26 protein-coding genes are annotated in these 20,861 nt (G+C 61.7%); 12 read left to right on the forward strand and 14 right to left on the reverse strand.

The features are described from left to right. Positions 1–6: 6 nt before the first annotated feature. From AAFG13_RS08100 to AAFG13_RS08110, 3 genes are read left to right on the forward strand one after another with little or no spacing between them, the layout of a single operon-like run. Positions 7–990, forward strand: coding sequence for a zinc-dependent alcohol dehydrogenase family protein (locus tag AAFG13_RS08100; RefSeq protein ID WP_212313177.1), 984 nt, complete (start codon positions 7–9; stop codon positions 988–990). Further along, a complete protein-coding gene (locus AAFG13_RS08105; RefSeq protein ID WP_342711689.1) occupies positions 987–2,582 on the forward strand; it encodes an AAA family ATPase in 1,596 nt (531 codons plus the stop codon). Before AAFG13_RS08100 ends, AAFG13_RS08105 begins: the two co-directional genes overlap by 4 nt. Positions 2,583–2,637: 55 nt before the next feature. Continuing rightward, a complete protein-coding gene (locus tag AAFG13_RS08110) occupies positions 2,638–2,892 on the forward strand; it encodes a hypothetical protein (RefSeq protein WP_212313180.1) in 255 nt (84 codons plus the stop codon). A gap of 326 nt (positions 2,893–3,218) precedes the next feature. On the opposite strand, the gene AAFG13_RS08115 is transcribed toward AAFG13_RS08110, so the two are convergent. The 5 genes from AAFG13_RS08115 to phbB form a co-directional block, all read right to left on the reverse strand. Beyond that, complete coding sequence (locus AAFG13_RS08115) at positions 3,219–3,386, reverse strand: hypothetical protein (RefSeq protein WP_212313183.1); 168 nt, start codon at positions 3,384–3,386, stop codon at positions 3,219–3,221. Between the two features lie 88 nt (positions 3,387–3,474). Then, positions 3,475–5,289: an alpha/beta fold hydrolase gene (locus AAFG13_RS08120; RefSeq protein WP_342711690.1), complete on the reverse strand. Its 1,815-nt coding sequence runs from the start codon at positions 5,287–5,289 to the stop codon at positions 3,475–3,477. Positions 5,290–5,374: 85 nt separating this feature from the next. After that, entirely contained in the window at positions 5,375–5,755 is a 381-nt protein-coding gene (locus AAFG13_RS08125; RefSeq protein ID WP_342711691.1) for a hypothetical protein, read from the reverse strand. Beyond that, positions 5,752–6,231, reverse strand: coding sequence for a CBS domain-containing protein (locus tag AAFG13_RS08130; protein WP_342711693.1), 480 nt, complete (start codon positions 6,229–6,231; stop codon positions 5,752–5,754). Before AAFG13_RS08130 ends, AAFG13_RS08125 begins: the two co-directional genes overlap by 4 nt. Before the next feature lie 14 nt (positions 6,232–6,245). Further along, positions 6,246–6,971 carry an acetoacetyl-CoA reductase gene (phbB, locus tag AAFG13_RS08135; RefSeq protein WP_342711694.1) on the reverse strand — a complete coding sequence of 242 codons (726 nt, stop codon included), beginning with the start codon at positions 6,969–6,971 and terminating at the stop codon, positions 6,246–6,248. Between the two features lie 162 nt (positions 6,972–7,133). Between phbB and AAFG13_RS08140 the strand changes: the two genes are divergently transcribed. The 7 genes from AAFG13_RS08140 to AAFG13_RS08170 all read left to right on the forward strand — a co-directional run bounded on the left by AAFG13_RS08140 (position 7,134) and on the right by AAFG13_RS08170 (position 12,524). Then, complete coding sequence (locus tag AAFG13_RS08140; protein ID WP_212313195.1) at positions 7,134–7,970, forward strand: universal stress protein; 837 nt, start codon at positions 7,134–7,136, stop codon at positions 7,968–7,970. A gap of 65 nt (positions 7,971–8,035) precedes the next feature. Further along, the gene (locus tag AAFG13_RS08145; protein WP_212314295.1) at positions 8,036–8,341 is read left to right on the forward strand and encodes a c-type cytochrome; all 306 of its coding nucleotides are present in this window, start codon (positions 8,036–8,038) and stop codon (positions 8,339–8,341) included. A 62-nt stretch (positions 8,342–8,403) separates the two neighbouring features. After that, complete coding sequence (locus AAFG13_RS08150) at positions 8,404–9,126, forward strand: CBS domain-containing protein (RefSeq protein ID WP_342711695.1); 723 nt, start codon at positions 8,404–8,406, stop codon at positions 9,124–9,126. A gap of 18 nt (positions 9,127–9,144) precedes the next feature. Further along, positions 9,145–9,309, forward strand: a complete 165-nt coding sequence (locus tag AAFG13_RS08155) for a hypothetical protein (RefSeq protein ID WP_212313199.1) — start codon at positions 9,145–9,147, stop codon at positions 9,307–9,309. A 175-nt stretch (positions 9,310–9,484) separates the two neighbouring features. After that, on the forward strand, positions 9,485–10,162 hold the full coding sequence (locus AAFG13_RS08160; protein ID WP_342711696.1) for a helix-turn-helix domain-containing protein: 678 nt from the start codon (positions 9,485–9,487) through the stop codon (positions 10,160–10,162). Positions 10,163–10,214: 52 nt separating this feature from the next. After that, on the forward strand, positions 10,215–11,567 hold the full coding sequence (gene hemN, locus AAFG13_RS08165; protein ID WP_342711697.1) for an oxygen-independent coproporphyrinogen III oxidase: 1,353 nt from the start codon (positions 10,215–10,217) through the stop codon (positions 11,565–11,567). A gap of 219 nt (positions 11,568–11,786) precedes the next feature. Continuing rightward, positions 11,787–12,524, forward strand: coding sequence for a CBS domain-containing protein (locus tag AAFG13_RS08170; protein ID WP_342711698.1), 738 nt, complete (start codon positions 11,787–11,789; stop codon positions 12,522–12,524). A gap of 51 nt (positions 12,525–12,575) precedes the next feature. Here the strand turns inward: AAFG13_RS08170 and AAFG13_RS08175 are convergent, their stop codons facing one another. Beyond that, positions 12,576–12,752, reverse strand: a complete 177-nt coding sequence (locus AAFG13_RS08175; protein WP_342711700.1) for a hypothetical protein — start codon at positions 12,750–12,752, stop codon at positions 12,576–12,578. A gap of 277 nt (positions 12,753–13,029) precedes the next feature. Between AAFG13_RS08175 and AAFG13_RS08180 the strand changes: the two genes are divergently transcribed. After that, positions 13,030–13,506, forward strand: a complete 477-nt coding sequence (locus AAFG13_RS08180) for a cation transporting ATPase C-terminal domain-containing protein (RefSeq protein ID WP_342711701.1) — start codon at positions 13,030–13,032, stop codon at positions 13,504–13,506. A gap of 627 nt (positions 13,507–14,133) precedes the next feature. On the opposite strand, the gene AAFG13_RS08185 is transcribed toward AAFG13_RS08180, so the two are convergent. The 4 genes from AAFG13_RS08185 to AAFG13_RS08200 form a co-directional block, all read right to left on the reverse strand. Then, a complete protein-coding gene (locus AAFG13_RS08185; protein WP_249131875.1) occupies positions 14,134–14,346 on the reverse strand; it encodes a DUF2892 domain-containing protein in 213 nt (70 codons plus the stop codon). Between the two features lie 123 nt (positions 14,347–14,469). After that, a complete protein-coding gene (locus AAFG13_RS08190) occupies positions 14,470–15,291 on the reverse strand; it encodes a universal stress protein (RefSeq protein WP_342711702.1) in 822 nt (273 codons plus the stop codon). Between the two features lie 113 nt (positions 15,292–15,404). Next, a complete protein-coding gene (locus tag AAFG13_RS08195) occupies positions 15,405–15,689 on the reverse strand; it encodes a hypothetical protein (RefSeq protein WP_342711704.1) in 285 nt (94 codons plus the stop codon). Positions 15,690–15,768: 79 nt separating this feature from the next. Then, positions 15,769–16,140, reverse strand: a complete 372-nt coding sequence (locus AAFG13_RS08200; RefSeq protein ID WP_212313212.1) for a carboxymuconolactone decarboxylase family protein — start codon at positions 16,138–16,140, stop codon at positions 15,769–15,771. Positions 16,141–16,429: 289 nt separating this feature from the next. Between AAFG13_RS08200 and AAFG13_RS08205 the strand changes: the two genes are divergently transcribed. Continuing rightward, positions 16,430–17,164 carry a CBS domain-containing protein gene (locus AAFG13_RS08205; RefSeq protein WP_342711705.1) on the forward strand — a complete coding sequence of 245 codons (735 nt, stop codon included), beginning with the start codon at positions 16,430–16,432 and terminating at the stop codon, positions 17,162–17,164. Between the two features lie 153 nt (positions 17,165–17,317). Here the strand turns inward: AAFG13_RS08205 and AAFG13_RS08210 are convergent, their stop codons facing one another. The 4 genes from AAFG13_RS08210 to AAFG13_RS08225 form a co-directional block, all read right to left on the reverse strand. Further along, positions 17,318–18,673, reverse strand: a complete 1,356-nt coding sequence (locus tag AAFG13_RS08210; protein WP_342711706.1) for an MBL fold metallo-hydrolase — start codon at positions 18,671–18,673, stop codon at positions 17,318–17,320. A 29-nt stretch (positions 18,674–18,702) separates the two neighbouring features. After that, positions 18,703–19,710 carry an LOG family protein gene (locus AAFG13_RS08215; RefSeq protein ID WP_342711707.1) on the reverse strand — a complete coding sequence of 336 codons (1,008 nt, stop codon included), beginning with the start codon at positions 19,708–19,710 and terminating at the stop codon, positions 18,703–18,705. After that, positions 19,703–19,891 carry a hypothetical protein gene (locus AAFG13_RS08220; protein ID WP_342711708.1) on the reverse strand — a complete coding sequence of 63 codons (189 nt, stop codon included), beginning with the start codon at positions 19,889–19,891 and terminating at the stop codon, positions 19,703–19,705. Before AAFG13_RS08220 ends, AAFG13_RS08215 begins: the two co-directional genes overlap by 8 nt. Before the next feature lie 203 nt (positions 19,892–20,094). Continuing rightward, entirely contained in the window at positions 20,095–20,556 is a 462-nt protein-coding gene (locus AAFG13_RS08225) for a CBS domain-containing protein (RefSeq protein WP_342711709.1), read from the reverse strand. Positions 20,557–20,861 lie beyond the last annotated feature (305 nt).

Below are 20,861 nucleotides of genomic sequence, written 5' to 3' on the forward strand. Positions count from 1 at the left end.
TCCGTCATGCACGCCATGATCCTTCCCGCGCGCGGCGCGCGACTGCAATATACCGAGCGGCCCGATCCGATTCCCCGGCCGGGCGAGGTGCGCGTCAAGATCAATGCCTGTGGCGTTTGCCGCACCGACCTGCATGTCGTCGACGGAGAACTGCCCGACATCGCCTACCCGATCGTTCCCGGCCATGAGGTGGTTGGCCGTATCGACGCGATTGGCGACGGCGTCGACCATGCGCATCTCGGCACACGCGTCGGCGTTCCCTGGCTTGGATCGACCTGCGGGCATTGCCCCTACTGCCGGGAGGGCAAGGAAAACCTCTGCGACGCCCCCCTGTTTACCGGCTATACGCGGGACGGCGGCTTTGCCACGCACCTGGTGGCAGACGCGCGTTACTGCTTTCCGCTCGGCGAAGACGGCGAGGATGCGGAGCTGGCACCGCTGCTCTGCGCCGGCCTGATCGGCTGGCGCTCCCTGGTGATGGCTGGCGACGGCCGCAAACTCGGCATCTACGGTTTCGGCGCGGCCGGACATATCGTGGCGCAAGTGGCGCGCTGGCAAGGGCGGGATGTCTACGCTTTCACCCGCGCGGGCGACACCGAGGCCCAGCACTTGGCATTATCGCTCGGCGCGTGCTGGGCGGGAGCTTCAGAAGATCGGCCGCCGGCTGAGCTTGATGCCGCGATCATCTATGCCCCGACCGGGCCGCTTGTGCCGCTTGCGCTGCGCACGCTACGAAAGGGCGGACGGGTGGTCTGTGCCGGCATTCACATGTCGGATATCCCGAGCTTTCCCTACGACATCCTTTGGGGTGAACGGCAGATCGTCTCCGTTGCCAACCTGACGCGACAAGATGGCGTCGACTTTCTCAAGACAGCGGCAAAGGCTGGAATCCGGACGCACGTCACCGTCTTTCCCTTGGATCAGGCGAATGAAGCACTCGGGCGCCTGCGGGACGGCAAGCTCATCGGCGCGGCCGTGTTGAAGCCATGACGACGCCGGCACCAACACCCGACGCGGCCACAGGCGAGACCGACCAGGCAGCCGTATTGTCGTTCCTGGCCAGATCTGGCCAGCCGAACGCGCCGGTAAAGCGGATCGACACCCATTGTTCGATCGTCTTTCTCGAACCTTCGCGCGTCCTGAAGATCAAGCGAGCGGTCAAGCTGCCCTATCTCGACTTCTCGACATTGGAGAAGCGGCGGCGCGCCTGCGAAGATGAGATCGCCATCAACAGGCGCCACGCCCCTTCCATCTATCGCAGGGTGATTCCGATCACGCGCGGGCGCGATGGGCTTGCGGTCGAGGGGACCGGTCCGGTTGTCGAATGGGCCGTCGAAATGGCTCGTTTCGACGAGAACAAGACACTCGATCATCTCGCCGAGCGGGATGTAATCCGCCCGGAGCTTGGCGAGAGACTGGCCGCCATCCTACTCGAATCCCATCGAACCGCAACCGGACGCGGAGGATCCTCATGGCTTGCCTCGCTCCCGGTCATCATCGACCGAAATACGGAGCAGTTTTGCGCCGCGCCAGCTCTGTCCCGGGAGGAAATCGATCGATTGCACGAACTGAGCCATCAAGCCCTCGCGCGCAACCTCGAACTGTTGCGCCGCCGCGCCGCCGCTGGGCAGGTCCGGCACTGTCACGGCGATGCACATCTCGGCAACATCGTCCTGCTCGACGGCGATCCCATTCTGTTCGATGCGATCGAGTTTGACCCCAATATCGCGACGACCGACGTCCTCTACGACCTCGCATTTCCACTGATGGACCTGCTGTACTTCAGACGGGAGACCGTGGCCAACAGGCTGTTCAATAGCTACGTGCAGACCGCCTGGGACTCGCAATCGGGTGCGTTGTGTCTGCTGCCACTGTTCCTATCAATGCGCGCAGCGATCCGGGCCAACGTGCTCTTCACCAAGGCACGGCAACACCAGTTCGATCAAGCGATCGACGCCCAAGCGAAGCGCTATTTCGAGCTTGCACGCCGGCTCATTGAACCGGAGCCGCCCCGCCTAATTGCAGTTGGCGGGAAGTCCGGTACCGGCAAGAGCGTGCTGGCGCGCGACATGGCGCATCTGATCGCGCCGCCCCCGGGCGCCTTGGTTCTGCGATCGGATGTCATTCGCAAGCAGCTCCATCACGTCGCCGAGCACGCGACATTATCGCCGGAAACCTATACGCCCGAAGCATCCGACCGCGTCTACCAGGCCATGCTCAAGCATGCCGCGCACACATTAGGCCAGGGAGTTTCGGTAATACTCGATGCGGTTTTCCTGAAGCCGGTGGCGCGTGGTGCCGCTGAAGCCGTTGCTCGCGACGCAAAAGTTGGCTTTCGCGGCATTTTCTTGACCGCCGGGCGCGCCACACGGCTGCACCGCGTGGCATCGCGGCAGAACGACGCGTCGGACGCGACGTCCGATGTAGTCCTGATCCAAGACAACATTGAAACCGGAATGGTCGATTGGGATATTGTAGACGCTTCCGGTACGCCCTCCACCACGCTTGAACGCAGTACTTCCCGCCTACTGGCCTCCCCGACGGAACGGGCGAGCGATACATCGCCTAAGGGAAACTCCTGAATTGGTCGATGCCGTCAGGTCTGGCAACATTCTCCCCATTGACAGGAGGAGTTCCATGAAACGGCGATTAACCTTCATCTTTGTCGGTAGTGCGATCCTCGCGGTCGTGCTCGCTCTATTCTGCAATTGGTACTTTCCGGATGTGGTACCGCTCGCCTCGACCGAGCCGGTATCCACAAGCTGGCGGCTTGACGCCGCCTTTGCCGTCTCCACCGTCAGATGGACCGCGGCATTTGTTGCTGCCGCATCGGCAATAGCCCTGATGTTCATGAACATCACCAAGGACTCTTCCGGGCTCGAAGGACGATAGACGTTTCCATTCCGGACGCGTCGACGACATCCGCCATCTGCTTTCCGAGGGCCGGCCTCAACAGCCGGCCCTCGGCGGGTGGATCACCCCGTGGCAGTACCGTTCCGAACTGGGCGGAAACGATCTGCGCCAATCCAGCGAAGCCCTTTTCGACACCCCCTCCGATTAGGATTCGGCGCCGCGCGCTCAGTTGTTTCGAGCCCTACGGCACCAACGATGCAGCGCGTACGTGACGTGCAACAGCAAATATTATGGACGAATGGCGCCGATACCAGCGAACCATAACGGACGCCTCAATCCCAAGGCCATCGACCGAGCTCGAGCTGTCACGTTTGCCGCCACAGGCTCCAGAGACTGCCGGCCAACAGGAGCCCGATCACGAGCAGGATGGCCATGAACATTTGCATGACGTCAAAGTTCAGAGAATCGCGCGCGACGAACAGCGCGGTAATGGATCCCGCAAGTATGAAGAAAACGCGAAGGATCAGACTCATAGCTTCCTCGCTGCAACCTGGTGCGACCGTTTCTATCGTAACGGCTCGCGGCGGTGAGGATTTGCGACAGATCAAGCCGGTGCGACGTTCAATGCTGGAGCACATACTGGCCCGGCGCATCACCAAGCGACGATACACCCTCGGGCGCGTAAAGCGCCGACTGCGCCGGCACCCACGCACCGGAATGTGCCGTGAGGAAACGAACCCACTCCAGCCACCATGATCCGTCGCGATTCACCGCCTTCCGCAGCCACTCGTCGGGGCCGACATAGGGTTGATCCGCCTTCTTCTCCAACAACTGATAGCTGTGCCCCTCCTCCGACGGTGGAGCAACGATGCCGGCGTTGTGACCGCCGCTCGCCAGCACGAAGGCAATATCGGCATCGGCCAACAGGTGAATCTTGTGAACCGACCGCCAGGGCGCGACGTGATCGCGGACAGTGCCAACCGCGAACATGGGGACACGAAGATCGGAAAGCGCCACCGGCTGTCCGTCGACCAAATAGCGGCCCTCGGCAAGGTCGTTGTTGAGAAACAGCTTGCGCAGATAGTCCGAATGCATCCGGTAGGGCATGCGGGTCGCGTCCGCGTTCCATGACATCAGGTCACTCGGCGCGGCACGCTCGCCCATGAGATAATCGCGGACCAGGCGCGACCAGATCATGTCGTTCGACCGCAGCAGCTGGAACGCACCGGCCATCTGCGCCGTCTCGAGCACGCCGCGCTGCCGCATCATATCCTCGAGGAACGCGACCTGGCTTTCATTGATGAAGAGCGTCAGTTCGCCGGCGTCGGTGAAATCGACCTGGGCTGCCAAGAGCGTTACCGAGCGCAGGCAGCCGGGCCGCTCCTTCTGCAGCCGAGCTGCTGCAATTGCTAGCAGCGTCCCACCGAGGCAGTAGCCAGCGGCATGGATCTGACGTTCGGGAACAAGCTGATTGATCACGTCGATCGCGGCGTCGATCCCAAGCTTGCGATATTGATCGAGACCAAGTTCGCGATCGGCTGGCTCTGGATTTCGCCACGAGATCATGAACACGGTGAAGCCGCGCTCGACCAGGAACCGTACGAGCGAATTCTGCGGCGAGAGATCGAGGATGTAATACTTCATGATCCAGGCCGGCACGATCAGCACCGGCTCGGGGCAAACGTCGGCTGTTGCGGGCGCGTATTGGATGAGCTCGATCAGCTCATTCCGGTAGACAACCTTGCCCTTGGTCGCGGCGACATCCTTGCCGATCACAAATGGGGCCGGTCCGGACGGCTTGGCGCGCAACAAGTCCCTGCAATCTTCCAGCCAGTTATGCCAGCCCGACACGAAGTTGCCGCCACCTGAATCCATTGCCCGCCGCAGCACCTCGGGATTGCTGAACGCAAAATTGGACGGCGCCACGACATCGAGGCATTGCCGGACGGTGAAATCCACAATTGCCGCATTTCCCTTCGAGACGCCGTGCAGGCCACTGGCCGCCGAATGCCACCATTGCTCGCCCAACAGGAACGCCTGCGCCATGACGTTGAAGGCCGGTAATGTCCAATCCCGACCGGCGAACCGGTTGTCGCCCGGTTGAGGCTTGACCATGAACCAGGGCTGCCAGGCAGCATGCGGCGTCGACACCATGCGCGCGAAACGCGAGGCTTCAGCAACCGCGTTCAGCGCCAGCTGAAGCCGTTTGCCGGGTGAGGCCACAAGGTGGAGTTGCCAATCGGCGAAAGCGAGCGCGAGGCCGGCCGGTGAAAGCCCCCCGGTCCATCGCGCCATCGCCGCGTGAACGAGTTGGTCGAGCGATTCGGTACCCGTCAATGGCCCGACTTCGGGCTGCACTAAAGCGGGCGTTCCGGCACCCGTCACATCGTCATTGGCAGGAGTTGTGGGCTGGTCGAGAACTGCTTGGACTGTCATCGCTCGTCTCCTTGCTCGAGCCGGATGGGCTCGGGCGCAATCTATCTTTCGGTCTGGCAGCTGCTCAGACGAGGGCCTTTGCCGCTCAGCCGAGGCGGAATCGCTTCCGACCCAGCGCCACGATCTCCGCGTCGGTGGGGTGATCGCTCGGCTCGACATGCAAATTGAGGTCGGGCCGCTCCGCCTTGAGATACTGCATCAGCTCGGTCTTCTCGGTACCTGGTCCGATGACGAGCAGATCGCTGCAGCCGCTTACCGCCTCTCCCACCCTGGCAAGAAATGTCGCATCGGCCTCGACGCGACCATCGCCGATCGTATTCGCCTTGTGATGCAGATGCTGCGACGCCAAATGCGCATGGACGGCCGTCGCGCTGACGCCTGTCAACCCAATCCCGAAGACCTTCGCAACAAGGTGGTCGATCCAAACGACAGCGTGCGCATGTGATTGCAGGGCAATCTCGCTCATGAACTAACTCCGGTGCTTGCTTTCTCTGCTTCTCTCAATCGGCGCGCCAATGCCGCAAGCAGCTCCCTGCGACTGACAATACCGACGACGGTTCCGGCGCCGAGCACTGGAATCTGGGCGACATTGTAGATATCCATCTGCGCGACGACGTCCTCGATCGATGCCTCGATATCGACGGTGATCGGCGCGCCACTCATGAGCGAGCCAACCCGCAAGGTGCGCATACGCTCGCGTTCGGGTGTATTCTCCGCAATGCCAAGCAGGGACTCCAGCCAGTTTCCTGACGGCGGACTGATACCAAGCTCATCGCGGTGGAGGAAATCGCCCTCCGAAACCATGCCGACGAGGTCACCGGCGTCGTCGATCACCGGCAGGCCGCGCTGATCGGTTTCAAGCAGCAGCTCGACGGCATTGAGTACTGTGGCAGTCGGCTTGATCGTCGCGAACGAACTGCGCATCACATCGGTTGCGAGCATGGTAATTCTCCCATTCAGCACATGTGTTGACCGCCATTGATCGAGAGCGTCGACCCGGTGATGAACCCTGCTTCGTCGGCAGAAAGAAATGCGACGGCGCAGGCGATCTCCTCCGGCTGCCCCAGCCGCCCGACCGGGATCTGCGGCAGAATGGAGTTCTGCATGACATCAGCCGGCACCGCGGCCAGCATCTCGGTGTTGATGTAACCCGGGCAGATCGCATTGACCGTGATCCCGAACCGCGCGCTTTCAAGCGCGAGCGCGCGGGTGAAGCCAAGCTCGGCGGCCTTCGCCGCGGCATAGTTCGTCTGGCCGATCTGGCCCTTCTGCCCATTGATCGACGAGATGTTGATGATCCGCCCGAACTTGCGCGCCCGCATGCCCTCGATGAGGGGCCGGCACATGTTGAACAACGAATCGAGATCGGTTCGGATCACCGCGTCCCATTGCGGCTTGGTCATTCGGTGCAGGGTGGCGTCGCGCACGATACCGGCGTTGTTGACCAGGATGTCGATTGGGCCAAGCGCGGCTTCGACCTCGCGGACACCGGCTGCACAGGCATCGAAATCGGCAACATCCCACCGGAAGGTGCGAATTCCGGTCTGCTCGCCAAATCGGCGCGCAGCGTCCGCATTTCCGGCATAGCAGGCCGCAACCCGACATCCGGCAGCAGCGAAGGCGCGCGAGATCGCCGCGCCAATTCCCCTGCTCCCCCCCGTAGCCAATGCGACGCGCGCCATGCCGGCTCCTCCAAACTGGACGCAACATTTGCGCGAAGTACACGTGCGATGAATTGATCTCGCTCAATCAGAATCCACGAACGCGCATGAGGCAGATCAAATTGGCCAGCCTCGACCCGTGCTCTGATGGCACATGCTTTTCTACCCCTTTGGAGAACGGTCATGTTCAAGAACATCCTCGTCCACATTCCGACGGAGCTGTCGCCACGTCCCGCAGTCGACGGATCGGTCTCGCTCGCGCTCGGCACGGGCGCGCATCTCGACGCAATGGCGATCGGCTACGAAACTGCCAGCGTACCGCTCGTCGTTGAAGGGAGCGTGGCGGTCGCCTCGCTGTTCGAGGCTGAACATGCACAGGCCCTGGAACGCGCCGAGGCTGCGCTGCGCGTCTTCGATATCGAGGCACGAAATGCAAATATATCCTACGCAACCCGCGCCGTGGGCGCGCTCCCCATCGATGCGCGCGAGATGATCTGCGCCAGCGCGCGGCTGCATGACCTGACGGTGGTGGTGCAGCCGCGGGGCGAGTACAACAGCTACGACAACGTGATTCCACGGGAACTATTGTTCCAGGCCGGTGGCCCCGTCCTGTTCATGCCCTACACGTTCCATGGCGCATTCTCGGCGAAACGAATCGGGATCTGCTGGGACGGCAGCCGGCTTGCTGCCCGCGCCCTCCACGACGCAATGCCGCTGCTGCGCGCAGCTGATGCTCTCGCCATCATCACCATCGATGGGGCCGATCCGATCCCCTCAGAAAGCTCCACCGATCATCTGGTGCGCTATCTTGCGAAGGAAGGGCTTCCGGCCAAGATCACGTCGTTGCCGGCGTCAAGGTCGGAAGTTCAGTCGATCCTGCTGTCGATCGCGGCGGATGAGAGCCTCGACCTTCTGGTGATGGGCGGATACGGCCACTCCCGCCTGCAGGAAACCCTGCTCGGCGGCGTGACGCGCGACATGTTGCGTGCGATGACCGTCCCCGTCCTGATGTCCCACTAAGCGCGAGCCGTCTCGTGAAACATCCTGTCAGGACATTTCAGTGTCATGTCGCTCGCGGCCTCGCTATCATCGGCACGATCTGCGCCGCGCTGACTCCGGCCGCTGCCGACCAGGAACAAGGTCGCCGCCTTGCGCAGCTCTACTGCGCTCGCTGCCATTCAATCGACCGGGTAAGCCCGAGCCCGCTGAAGATAGCACCACCGTTCCGGACATTGCACGAACGCTATCCGGTCGAGATGCTGCAGGAAGCGCTGGCGGAAGGGATCGTCACCGGCCATCCAACCATGCCCCAGTTCAGCTTCGAGCCGGACCAAGTGGGCGACTTCATGCTGTTCTTGAAATCGCTGGAGCGCGGGCAAGCAGACCGTTGAGCCAGGTCAATGTGCGGAGTGCACGGAGCTTTATTCTATTTCTCTCAACACGGAGGTCCGACATGCGTGCGCATCAGATCATGACCAAGCATATCATCGCCGTCAGTCCGCACACGAAGATCCTGGATGCGGCCAACATCATGCTGCGATGTCACCTCAGCGGTCTGCCGGTGATGGACGAAGACGGCACGCTCAGGGGCATGGTGTCCGAGGGAGATTTCCTTGAACGCGGCGAGATCGGCACAGGACACAAGCGCTCACCATGGCTGGAACTGTTCACCGGCGTGGGTCGTGCCGCGACCGATTTCGTGCATGAGCGCGGCCGCAAGGTCGAAGATGTCATGACGGCGGACCCTATCACCGTCGAGGAGCAGACGCCGCTCGAGGAGATCGTGCATCTGATGCACAAGCATGGCGTGAAGCGGGTTCCGGTCGTGAACGGCAAGACCATGGTCGGGATCGTCACCCGGGCGGACATCCTGCAGGCTGTCGCTTCGCTGGCGCGCGAAGTTCCCGACCCGACCGCCGACGACGGCCATATCCGCGAACGGATCCTGCGCGAAATCAACGCCACCGGCTGGCGCCCCGCCGGCTTCCAGGTCTGGGTACGCAACGGCGTCGTGCATCTGAACGGCCTGATCTTCGATGACCGCGCGCGCCAGGCCGCGATCGTGCTCGCCGAGAACACCTCGGGCGTCAAGGAGGTTCATGATCACCTCTGCTTCGTCGACGGTTATTCCGGCTACTATGTGGAATCTCCGGAAGACATCAAGGCGGCCGGCTGATCAATCGAGGAGCCCAACATGGCAATGAGCACACTGCTTGTGGTCACGGCCGTCTGTCTCATCTTCTCGCTCTTTGCGCTCGTGCTCGCCGTGACCGATCGCAGCACGACGCGCTGGCTTCGGGAAGAGGACGGGAATGGAGCCAGCACGCGCGCTGCCTATCCCGACAAGAACGGCCACTAGCCTCTCCTTTTGAGCGACGTGCCGCGCGACCGATGTCTCGGCGCGTGGCTACTTTGGCCGGCACCTACGTATAAATACGTAAGTGGCTTCTACTTAGGGGAAATATCCAAATTTCCCGATCCAGGGGATGCGATCAATCTGCCTCCATCGATCTTCCCATCCATGGAGTGCCGCCATGCAGACCCAGAACGCCATTTCTATCGAGAACAGCCGTCACCCGACCAGCATCCTCAGCCGACAGGCGCGCGTTGAGGGGCCCTTCGGCATGATTGGGACGCCGATGCGGTTCGCACGCAACAGCGAGATTTACGGCGAGGATGAGGCCGCCGAATACCTCTATCAGGTCGTCTCCGGCGCCGTCCGAACCTACAAGATTCTGGAAGACGGACGTCGCCAGATCGGTGCTTTTTATCTGCCCGGCGATATCTTCGGCTTCGAGGCCGGCGAGACCCATATCTCCTCGGCTGAAGCCGTCTCCGAGGCCCGGGTCATCGTGGTCAAGCGCGCCGCGCTCATGGTCCGAGCCGGCCACGAAAAGGATCTGGCACGCCAGCTGTGGGACGCTACGGCCCAGGAGCTGCGCCGTTTCCAGGAGCATCTGATGCTCCTGATCTGCAGCGCCGAAGATCGTGTCGTCGGCTTCCTTCATGACATGGCGCGCCGCGCCGTCAAGAATGCCGCCATCGAGCTCCCGATGTCGCGCCAGGATATCGCCGACTATCTCGGTCTGACGATCGAAACGGTGTCGCGCACCTTTACCCAGCTTGAGCAGAACGGCGTGATCTCGCTTCCGACCTCGCGCCGGGTGGAACTGCGCAACCGTGCGATGTCGAACCGGATCATGGCGGCGTGAGAGGGCGAGCCAAGCTCCGATGATCGACGGCGAGTGAGAGGCGAGGAATCCAATGCGGTCGGGCCTGGCGATCACCTATGGGCAGGACAGGCTGCCGCGCTATACCAGCTATCCCACGGCTCCGCATTTTTCTGCGGAGGTCGGCGAGGCTGATTACCGGACGTGGCTGAGGTCGGTTCCAGCCCGCCGGCCGGCCTCGATCTACCTGCATGTGCCGTTTTGCCGGTCGATGTGCTGGTACTGCGGGTGCCACACCTCCATCGCCAATCGCGACGAACCGGTCGCCATTTACGCCGCCGGCCTTCGCACCGAGGCGCACCTCGTTGCGGAAGCGGTCGGTCAGCGGATGCCCGTCTCCCACATCCATTTCGGTGGCGGCACCCCGACGATCATGACGCCCGAAACCTTCGCCGATCTCGTCAGCGCGCTACGCTACTCGTTCTTCGTGCAGCCCGACGCCGAGATCGCCGTCGAGATCGATCCGCGCACCCTGACCGAGCCGATGGCGGAGGCATTGGGCTACAGCGGCGTCAACCGCGCGAGCCTTGGCGTCCAGAGCTTCGATCCTGTCGTTCAGCACGCCATCAATCGCTCGCAGAGCCTTGAGCAGACCGCGGAAGCGGTCGAGCGGCTGCGCCGTGCTGGCGTCAGTCGCATCAACTTCGACCTGCTCTACGGCCTGCCTTCTCAGACTGTCGCTTCCTGCCTGGATACTGTCGACAGATGCGTCGCGCTGCGGCCCGACCGGCTTTCCGTGTTCGGATATGCCCATATTCCCTCCTTCAAGAAGCATCAGCGCATCATCGACGAAGCGTCGCTGCCGGATAGTCTCGAGCGGCATCGTCAGTCCGAAGCAATCGCGCAGGCACTGACCGATGCCGGATACATCCGCATCGGCCTCGACCATTTCGCGCTCCCCGGCGACAATCTGGCCATGGCAAAGCGCGAGGGCCGGCTGCGGCGTAACTTCCAAGGTTATACGGACGATTCTGCGGAGACCCTGATTGGTCTGGGCGCCAGCGCAATCGGCCGCATGCCGCAGGGCTTCGTGCAGAATGCGGTCGCGACACGCGACTACCTTGCGCGCGTCGCCGAGGACCGGCTTGCCACCGTCAAGGGCTACATGCTGACCGCGGAGGACCGTTTCCGTGCCGACATCATCGAGCGCATCATGTGCGACATGGCCGTGGACCTGCCGGGAGTGTGCCGCCGACACCGCTGGGATCCGAGTTCGGCCGTCGTCGATCGTTCCCGGCTCGACAGACTGATCGCGGACGGTGCCGTGACGATGATGGGCGATCGCCTCTCGATCAACGATGACGCGGAATTCCTGGCCCGAAGCGTCGCCTCGGCGTTCGACGCTCACCTTGGTCGCGCCACGGCCCGGCATAGCCGAGCGGTCTAGATTGCGACCATGGCGGGGGTCGAACAATCAGAAAGCATGGATCGTCACCAACTGTGGGCGGCTTGCCCAACTCGGTTGCCTGCCCAATACCGAGCATGTTCAGCGCAGTTACACGATCGTCCGGTTGATAGGGATCAACACACGTTGCGCCTTCCAGGAGTTAGCTGGGGGCTTGTCAGTTCATGTCGGAGGATCTACGCCGTGCGCGTACGGGAGATCATGTCACGGAACGTCATCACAATCGATGCTGATGCATCGGTGATCGATGCCATCAAGACGATGCTGTCCCATCACATCAGTGGCCTTCCTGTCGTCGATCGGGATGGCGCGCTCGTCGGGATTCTGTCGGACGGAGATTTCATCCGCCGCGTGGAAGTTGGAACGGAGAAGCGCCGCGGCCGCTGGCTTGCGATGCTCACAGGCTCGAGCCAGGTCGCACTCGACTTCGCCCGTCAACACGGCCGCAAGGTCAATCAGATCATGTCGCCCAACCCGATCACTATCGAGGAGGACACCCCGCTCGAGCAGGTCGTTCAACTCATGGAATCGCACGGCGTGACGCGATTTCCGGTCATGCGCGATAACAAGCTGGTTGGGATGGTCACACGCACGGATTTCATGACCGCCATCGCAAACCTTCGCCTCGACCTATCCTCCTCTTCCGGCGACGACGACCAGATTTGCGCATCGGTCATTGCGGCGCTGGCCCATGCGCCCTGGCGACCCGCTGCGCTGAACGTGAGCGTGCACGACGGGATCGTCAGCTTGCGCGGCAACATCCGGAACGACAATGCGCGCAAGGCCACGACCGTTGCGGTGGAGAACGTTGCGGGCGTGAAGCGGGTCGACGACCAATTGGTGAAAATCAACTACCCGCCGCCGGAGGAGGACTATGGCGGCGGCGACTTTGTCTCGTTGGAGGAAGAGCCTTCGACGGAAGACGATCAGCCCTTTTAGGCTGGCGAGAGGCCCCGATGATCGTGCCGACGGCGCCTGGGCGTCGCCAGATCAGGCGCCAGTTCGGTTTTCAGGCAGGATCGATCGCCTCCCGGTGATTTCCTCGCCCGACTCGTCGATGACCACCACGTTGCTGTGCGTGATCGCGGCGGCGACGTTCGCGAATTCAAGTCCGATCCGATCACGGACCGGAACACCATCCTTCGTGTCGAAATAGTAGGTTCTCATCAGGATCTACACGTATCCGATTGAAAAGCGCCCGCCCAAAGAAGCTGCCAGCTTGCGGCAGTCGGCAGTCGGCAGCTTCAGTGGGCTGCTGTGCGCAGTTGGGGGATCTGCGCGGGCCCAAGCAAAGCGGAATGCTGAGGCGTCGGAATGATCTGCATCAATCCGAATTGCGATCTTCTGTCGCGTCTTGAGACGCGATCTGTCCCGCTCCATTGCTGATGCAGGCACGAGCGGCCCAATCGACGAGGAGGATGCCGAGAGACCCCAATCACGGAATATGGCGGATATCCTGCGGTTCACGTTCGTCGTGGGCTCGATTTCATCGCTATTCGACATTGCGACTTTCACCATTCTCCTGAAGGTCTTCCACACCGATGCGGCCGCGTTCCAAACCGGCTGGTTCCTGGAATCGATCGCTACACAGATCCTCGTGATCTTTCTGATCTGCTCGCGACGGCCGCCGTGGCGCGCCAGCCGCCCGCATCGCATCCTGGCATTGGGCTCGCTGGGCGCGCTTGCTTCAGGCATTTTCCTGGCGCTGGGACCGTTCGGTACCTTGTTCGGTTTTGCGGACCTGCCGCCTGTGCTCCTCGGCGCGATTGCTTTGATAACGATCAGCTACCTCGCCATGGCCGAGGCTGGAAAGCATCTTGCGCTCCCAGCCGCCGCACAGCCAAATCGCGCTACGCTGGCGCGACAGCATCCCGCCAGCGATGCCGCACTGAATGGACGACCCACAGACACTACCCATTAGCGGGAGCGCGGATCAGAGTTGATCCGCATCAAAGCCATTCTTCCCCCGAATGCGATCCTTGCACTGGTACGATATGGCTTTGACCACAAATGGATCGATCACGGCAACGGAACGCACAGAGACTTGACGACACGAGCGATAGCAATGCTCGGGCCGCTACAGCCTCTACACCGGCCCCAACATTCAACCAGCTGGTCCGACGCCGCCAGCGTCGAAACGGCCCGACCGTCTCATGGTACGGCCGTCTGCTGATCGTCGGAGCATTGCTGGTCGCCGCCGGCTGGCAGATCTTCCAGCTGCTTCTGACTATCATCACTCTCGACTGAAGGTTCGTTGAACGGATTTCGGGCTCAGCGGGACATCGGGGGCGCGTCCTGCACCAACTCGACTGAACCATACGCGTCGGAGTCCGACTTTCGGAAGTACACCGAGCCCTCTCCCGGAACGCTCACACAATGATGCTTCCTGGAAAATTGTGCGACCTTGGCGGCAGCGACCTCGTTGATCCCAAATAGCCGCTCATAATCACGATCGGAAATTCTCAAGACAGCGCCCGCGCCGAGACGATCGAGTCGGGACCGCAACTCGGCAAGAGTGAGGTTTTCATTCATTATTGTTATCAGATCTCTAGATCGAGCTGGACTTCTGCCGCGTGTTGATTCCCAGCAACGTGTAGAGCGGGCAGTACGAGAAGAATGCCGTCGCGATCAGGACGAATCCGAGAGTCCCGGCGACCAGCCATCCTGCTCCAAGCGAGCCGTCCTTCAGCGTATATGCGATCACAGCCAAGCCGATGATGATCCGGGCGTACTGATCAATGAGTCCAACGTTGCGTGTCATGGCAATGCGCCTCCCTTGATGCAGCTCCATTTTGAACGCATTCCGGCACACGGCCCTTGATCGTGATCAATTCACACGGTGCAGACCACCAAGCAGCGCCAGACCGGGGGGGACACAGCCGATCTAATGCGACATCAGCAGGCAGATTGGGGCGTGCTGCAGCAAGCCGCGCGTCATGCCGCCGAACATCCATTCACCGAGCCGGCTATGCCCATAGCCTCCGGTGACGATGAGGTCGGCGCCTTCGTTCCTTGCCAGCCTGACAAGGTATTCTGCGTCCGGCTCGGCCGTGTGCACCCGAACGTCGAACCGGCAATTGACGCTGTGCCGCTCGAGATAGCTCGCGACATCTCGCAAGCGGCGGGTCGCTGCGTCCTGCTCGTCAGACGTGCAGATTTCGGCGACAGTCACCTTCGAAGCCCGGGTCAGGAAGGGCAGTGCGTCGCGGACCGACAGACGGGCCTCGCGGGTGTCCTTCCAGCCGACGACAATGCGGTCGGCCGACAAGCCAGTCACGCCTTCCGGCACCGACAGCGTGGGACGTCCCATCCGCAGGATGGCCTCAGCCGAGTCGAGGTAATGGAAATTGTCGGACTGGGCTTTCCGGCGCTTGAAGACAACCAGATCTGCCACCCTGGCCTGCTCCGCCAGGAACGCAGTCGGGGATTCCAGCGCCCATCGCCATTCCACTTTATGGCGCTCCCGCCCGGCGATCCTCCTGAACCACTCGCCCTTCGCCGCGAGATCGGCCCGCATCCGCTTGATATCATCCTCGGTGGTCTGCTCGATGATCACGCCTTCGGCGACAAAGGGCGGATCGATGGCGGACGCTGAAACGCCGATCATCGATGCATGAAACTTGTCCGCAATGCCCTCGGCGACACGAACCTGTCCCTCGTCCTGCTGCTGAGGGTCAACGTAAACCATGACATTGGCCAAATACATGTGCCTGCTCCACCAAGGTGAAATGATCGTCTGTTGTTGGGCATGGCGGCGCTGCCAACGTTGAGCCAGCTCAAGCTTGCCTCGATCCCCGAAACTATTCGTCGGTCGCCTGCCTAATCTGGATCCCGCCCGACGCTGCGAGCCGAGCGCGCCAGCGCCTCATATCCGGCCGCAATCTTCATGAAGTGATCGCGAGTTGCCTGGTCCTGATGTCGTGCAGCCTGGCGCTTCGTCCGCTCGGCGCGGGACGCCCAATATGAAGCGTCGTCCTGAGGCTTTCCGGCACGCGGCTTCTTCTGCGCGACCTCAACGGCATTCTTCGCCGCCTGACGTGGCGGCTGCGCTTCGGTCCCGTGTTGCTGCGACGGCCGCTGCTTGGCATATCCAGAGCACATCATACAAATCTCCCAGTTATCGAAGCACGACAGTTCCGGTCCCTTCCGACAGTTCGCCAACCGCCTCGCGGCGCCGATCGGATCAATCCATCGCCGGCTCGGCAACCACGGCGCGCTCCTGAAACTGGTCGTAAGCCCCGAGCGCGTCGGCAGCGTACATCAGAGATGGTCCACCGCCCATGTAGATCGCCAATCCGAGCGTCTCCTCGAGCTCCTTGCGGCTGACCCCAAGCTTGACCAGGGCCTCGGCGTGGAAGCCGATGCAGCCGTCGCAGTGAGCGGCAACGCCCAGCGCGAGCGCGATCAGTTCCTTTGTCCGTGCATCAAGCGCGCCATTTCTGGTTGCCGCCTGCGCCATGGCCGAGAACGCTCGCATGGTCTCCGGAATACCCTTGCGGAGCTGGTCCAGATTGCTGGAGATGTGCTTGCAGACGTCGGCATAGTCCTTTTGCATACGACCCTCGGTCTTCGAGATTGGAACGGTCCAGGGGAAGGGCGGCTCTACCGACGGGGGTGCACCGGCGAACGCCGCCCTTCATCCAACGCAGCCCGGCAACACGATCTGGCCTCTCTGAAGGACGTGCGTGTTCGGCCTGCAAGGACCCACACTTTGTAACGCAGCAATCACGCGTGACATTGCGCCAGATCAAACCGCGCAGTTTGCCGCTTGCGTCAGATCAACACGTCCCAACCATCAGAAACTAATCTGAACACCACGTTCCAGACCGATCGGAGATATTCAGATGTACGCGCACCAGATCATGGCCCGCAGGGTGCTTTCGACAACGCCGGACAGCACCATCCTCGATGCGGCAAACATCATGCTTCAGCACCGTGTCAGCGGGCTTCCCGTGATCGATCGCGACGGCACGCTCGTCGGCATTATCACCGAAGGCGATTTCCTTCATCGCAGCGAGATCGGCACCGAACGGAAGCGTAACTGGTTGACGACTTTCGTCCTCGGACCAGGAAAATGGGCCGAGGACTACGTATTCGAGCATGGACGCAAGGTCTCGGAGATCATGACACGCACGCCGGTCACCGTAGCCGAGGATGCACCCCTGACAGCGGTCGTCGAACTGATGGAGAAGAACAACGTCAAGCGACTGCCGGTGGTTCGCAGCGGCAAGCTTGTCGGCATCATCACCCGCAGCAACTTGCTGCGAACGGTGGCGAGCCTTGCACGCGACGTACCCGCTCCGACGGAGAACGACGACCAGATCCGGCGGCACATTCTGGACGAGATCGAACGGAACGCCTGGTGCCCGTTGGGACTGAGCGTCATCGTCCGAGACGGCATCGTTCACTTGAGCGGCGTGATCACCGAAAGCAGATTTCGCAAGGCCGCGATCGCCGCCGCCGAGAACGTCCCCGGGGTCCTCGAGGTGCATGATCATCTCTGCTGGGGCGATAGTTTCTCGGGCTACTATTTGAAATCTCCTGAAGATCAGGAGCTTGAGGAGAAGCAGACTCGCTGAAAGCGACTCGGCGAGGAACGTCTCATGTGCTTCGGGAACCACGATCACCTCTGCTTCGTGGATACCTATACCGGCTTCTACGTCGAATCTCCCGAGGACATGAAGGCTGCGAGCTGAAGCGACCGGATCGTCTGGCTCTCTTTCGCGGGCCGCCTAGAGATCGAACACGTCACCCAGACCCGGCAGCTCGACCCGCTGGCCCGGCAAAAGCGTAGCGAGCGCCTGCATTGCGGGCTCTTCGCCATGGACCAGGAACGTTGCCTCGCATCCCTCGACCGCGCTTCGCCATGCGAGCAGCTCCTGCTGGTCCGCATGAGCCGAAAATCCGTTGATCGTGGAGATCGTGCTGCGAACCGCAATGTCTTCGCCGAACAGCCGCACGGACTTGGCCCCATCGATGATCTGCCGTGCAATCGTTCCCGAGGCGGCGTATCCGACAAATACGACCGCCGATTCCTTGCGCCAGATATTGTGCCGGAGATGATGGCGAATTCTGCCGCCCGTGCACATGCCGGACCCGGCCATGATGACGGCACCTCCGGTTACCCTGTTGATGGCGACTGAAACGGCGCTCTCGCGGACGAGATGCAGGTTTGCCGGTTGCAGTGGATCCCGCCCATCCCGAAACATGGAAGCGGCCTCGGAGCTGAGACATTCGGAATGCCGCTTGAATATCTCGGTCGCCGAGATCGCCATCGGCGAATCCAGGAAGATTTGCATCGCCGGCGGCAGCCTGCTGCGCTCCACCCCCTGGCGCAGCACATAGAGGATCTCCTGGGCGCGCTCGAGCGCGAAAGTCGGGATGATGACGTTACCGCCACGCGCCAGCGTGCTGCTGATCGCGCCGTAAAGTTCCTCGATGGAGTCTTTCAGCGACCGATGGCGCCTGTCTCCGTACGTCGATTCCATGACGACAATGTCGGCGCTAGCGGGGGGACTGGGGAGCCGCAGCAGCGGGCGACCGGCGTTGCCAAGATCGCCCGAGAACAGGACCGAACGCGCGCGGCCGTACTCGGCGGCCTCGATCAGGATGCTCGCAGAGCCCAGGATATGGCCGGCATCGAAGAAGGTCGCTCGAAGTCCCTCTGCGAGCTGCAGCGGTTGTCCATATTCAGCCGTCCTTCCAAACCGGTCGAAGCAATCGAGTGCATCGACAACGGTGTAGAGCGGCGACGGTATATCCTCTTCGCCGCGCCTGCGCCATTGACGGGCTCTCCGCTGTGCGTCTTCCTCCTGAAGATGCGCGGCATCGACCAGCACGAGGCGGGCCAGCTCGCGACTGGCCGCAGTCGTGATCACTTCACCCCTGAACCCTCGCTTGGCGAGCAATGGAATCCTGCCGCAGTGATCGAGATGAGCATGGGTTAGCAGAAGATAGTCGATGGTCGCGGGATCGAACCCGAAGGCGGCAATATTCTCTTCTGCTGGATCGCGGCCTCCCTGAAAAAGACCGCAATCGATCAGAATGCGTCGGTTCAGGCATTCGATCAGGTGACAGGATCCGGTCACCGCTCGATCGGCGCCATGAAAGGATAACTTCACGATCCGACCTCTTGACTGATCGACTTGCCCCGTGAGGCGACTTCTCCAACCGGGAGCAGCGGCTGGCCGGCCACCTCGTACCACCGCAGGATACTCTGCCAGGCTTCCTCGGCGGTCTCTGCAAACCAAAACAGGTTCCTGTCTTCCGGATCGATGACCCCCTCCTCGACAAGGAAGTCCGGATCAAACGCGCGACGCCAATACGACTCGCCAACCAGCACGACCGGCACCGCCGCAATCTTTCGGGTTTGCGCCAACGACAACACTTCGAACAGCTCGTCCATCGTGCCAAAGCCACCCGGGAATGCCACCAGCGCCCGCGCACGCATCAGGAGATGCAACTTCCGCATCGCAAAATAGTGGAACCTGAAGCAGAGCTCGGGCGTGACATACGGGTTAGGGCACTGCTCCTTCGGAAGGGTGATGTTCAGTCCAATCGACTGGGCCCCGACGTCGTGCGCCCCCCGGTTCGCGGCTTCCATGATGCCCGGGCCGCCGCCGGTCATGATCATGAGGCGGCCGCCGATGGCCTTTTCACTTGAGGCACCGACGATTTGTCCGAACTCGCGCGCGATTCTGTAATACTTGCTCTTCGCCGCAAGGCTCCGTGCCGTCTTGAGACGGCGCTGCAAGCCGTCATCGTCGGGATTCAACGCGAGCGCATCAGCTATCGAGGCGACGGCCCGGCGCGCCGCCTGTGCTTCGCAAATGCGAGTGCTGCCAAAGACAACGATCGTATGAGCGATCTGATGCTCCCGGAGCAGGGTCTCCGTCTTGAGGAAATCAAGTTGGAGGCGAACGCCGCGCGTGGCTTCACTCTGCAGGAAATCTTCGTCCTGATCCGCCTCCTGATAGCTTGGCGATTGCAGGATGCTGCGCAGAATGCCAGGCGCGCGGCTGTCCTCTTCGGCGCCCTTGGGCTGCCCACCCGGAAGCACCGCAGCCCTGTCGACACGGTGAGCCGGTTTCGTGCCCGGACGAATCGATGGCAGGCCGTCAGCCATGCGCCGGCATGCCGTCCGCCTCGGAGGATGTGAGCGCCGCATCGTACTTCAGGGCCTCACGAACCTCGTCGTCTTCCAACGCATCCAGTAGCCAGCGGCGATCGGCCGGCTTCCCGCAACCAATATCTGGTCCATATTTCACAGGTTGCTCGACGGCCGGCAACTTCATTCGGTCAGTCATGGCGAACCTCGTCAGCATTCGATGGCTATTGCCTACTATCCGCGATCGACTGCACGGATGCCTTGAGCAAGGTCAATTCAGCGGTAGCTTTCTTTGATGGTAAGGCGCGGAATTGAGCCACTTTCTCGCTGTTGTTGCACTCGATCAGAGGCGCGCGCTCGGATCAATCGCACGCTCTACAATTGCCCGCCGCGGCTTCCGCGTCAGTCGCCCTCGGATCGCGCGAGTATTCGCTCAAGCGCGGTGATCAGCTGCACACGTCCAACGATGCCGACGACCCGCGCATCCCGGAGAACCATGACTTGCGATATCTGATGCTTGTCCATTTCGGCAACGATCTCATCCACAGTCGCGCATTCATCAACGCAAACGGGCTTGTGGCTCATCACAGCGTCGACGCTCAGGGCCCGAGTCCGCTCGCGGAGCAGCCGCCCCTCCTCTCTGCTCAGCAGCCATTCGAGCCAGAAGCCCTCTGGCCAATGCACGCCGAGTTCGCGACGGTGAAGGAAGTCCCCTTCGGAGATAACACCGACCAGCGCCCCTGAGCCATCGAGCACGGGCAAGCCGCGCTGGCCAGTTTCCAGCAATAGACGAACGGCATCGAGCAATGGCGCGCCGGGTTTGATCGTCGCGAAGGACGTGCTCATGACATCCAAAGCCAACATGGCAAACTCCTCAGAGCTTGGTGTACGCGATGATCTGCCAGCATCGATCAAAAATAGAAGGCCAGGCTGATCTGGATCAATAAGCCGTGCAGCTTTTGTAACCGCTGGTTTCGCCGCAGGATCATCCTGTCAGCTGATATGGGAATCGCCGTCGAGGATGGGGCCTCCACCCCTGATTGCCCACATCGAAAGCTACTCGCAGAAGCTCGCGGCCGTTGCGCCCTCTGCCGACTGCAGCCATGTAAGCTCGAAATCGAGCGAGAGGGCGGCATGTCACGGAGAATTTGACCCAGATCAAGCTATTA

The organism is Bradyrhizobium sp. B124 (assembly GCF_038967635.1).
In the GTDB taxonomy this organism is placed as follows: Bacteria; Pseudomonadota; Alphaproteobacteria; order Rhizobiales; family Xanthobacteraceae; genus Bradyrhizobium.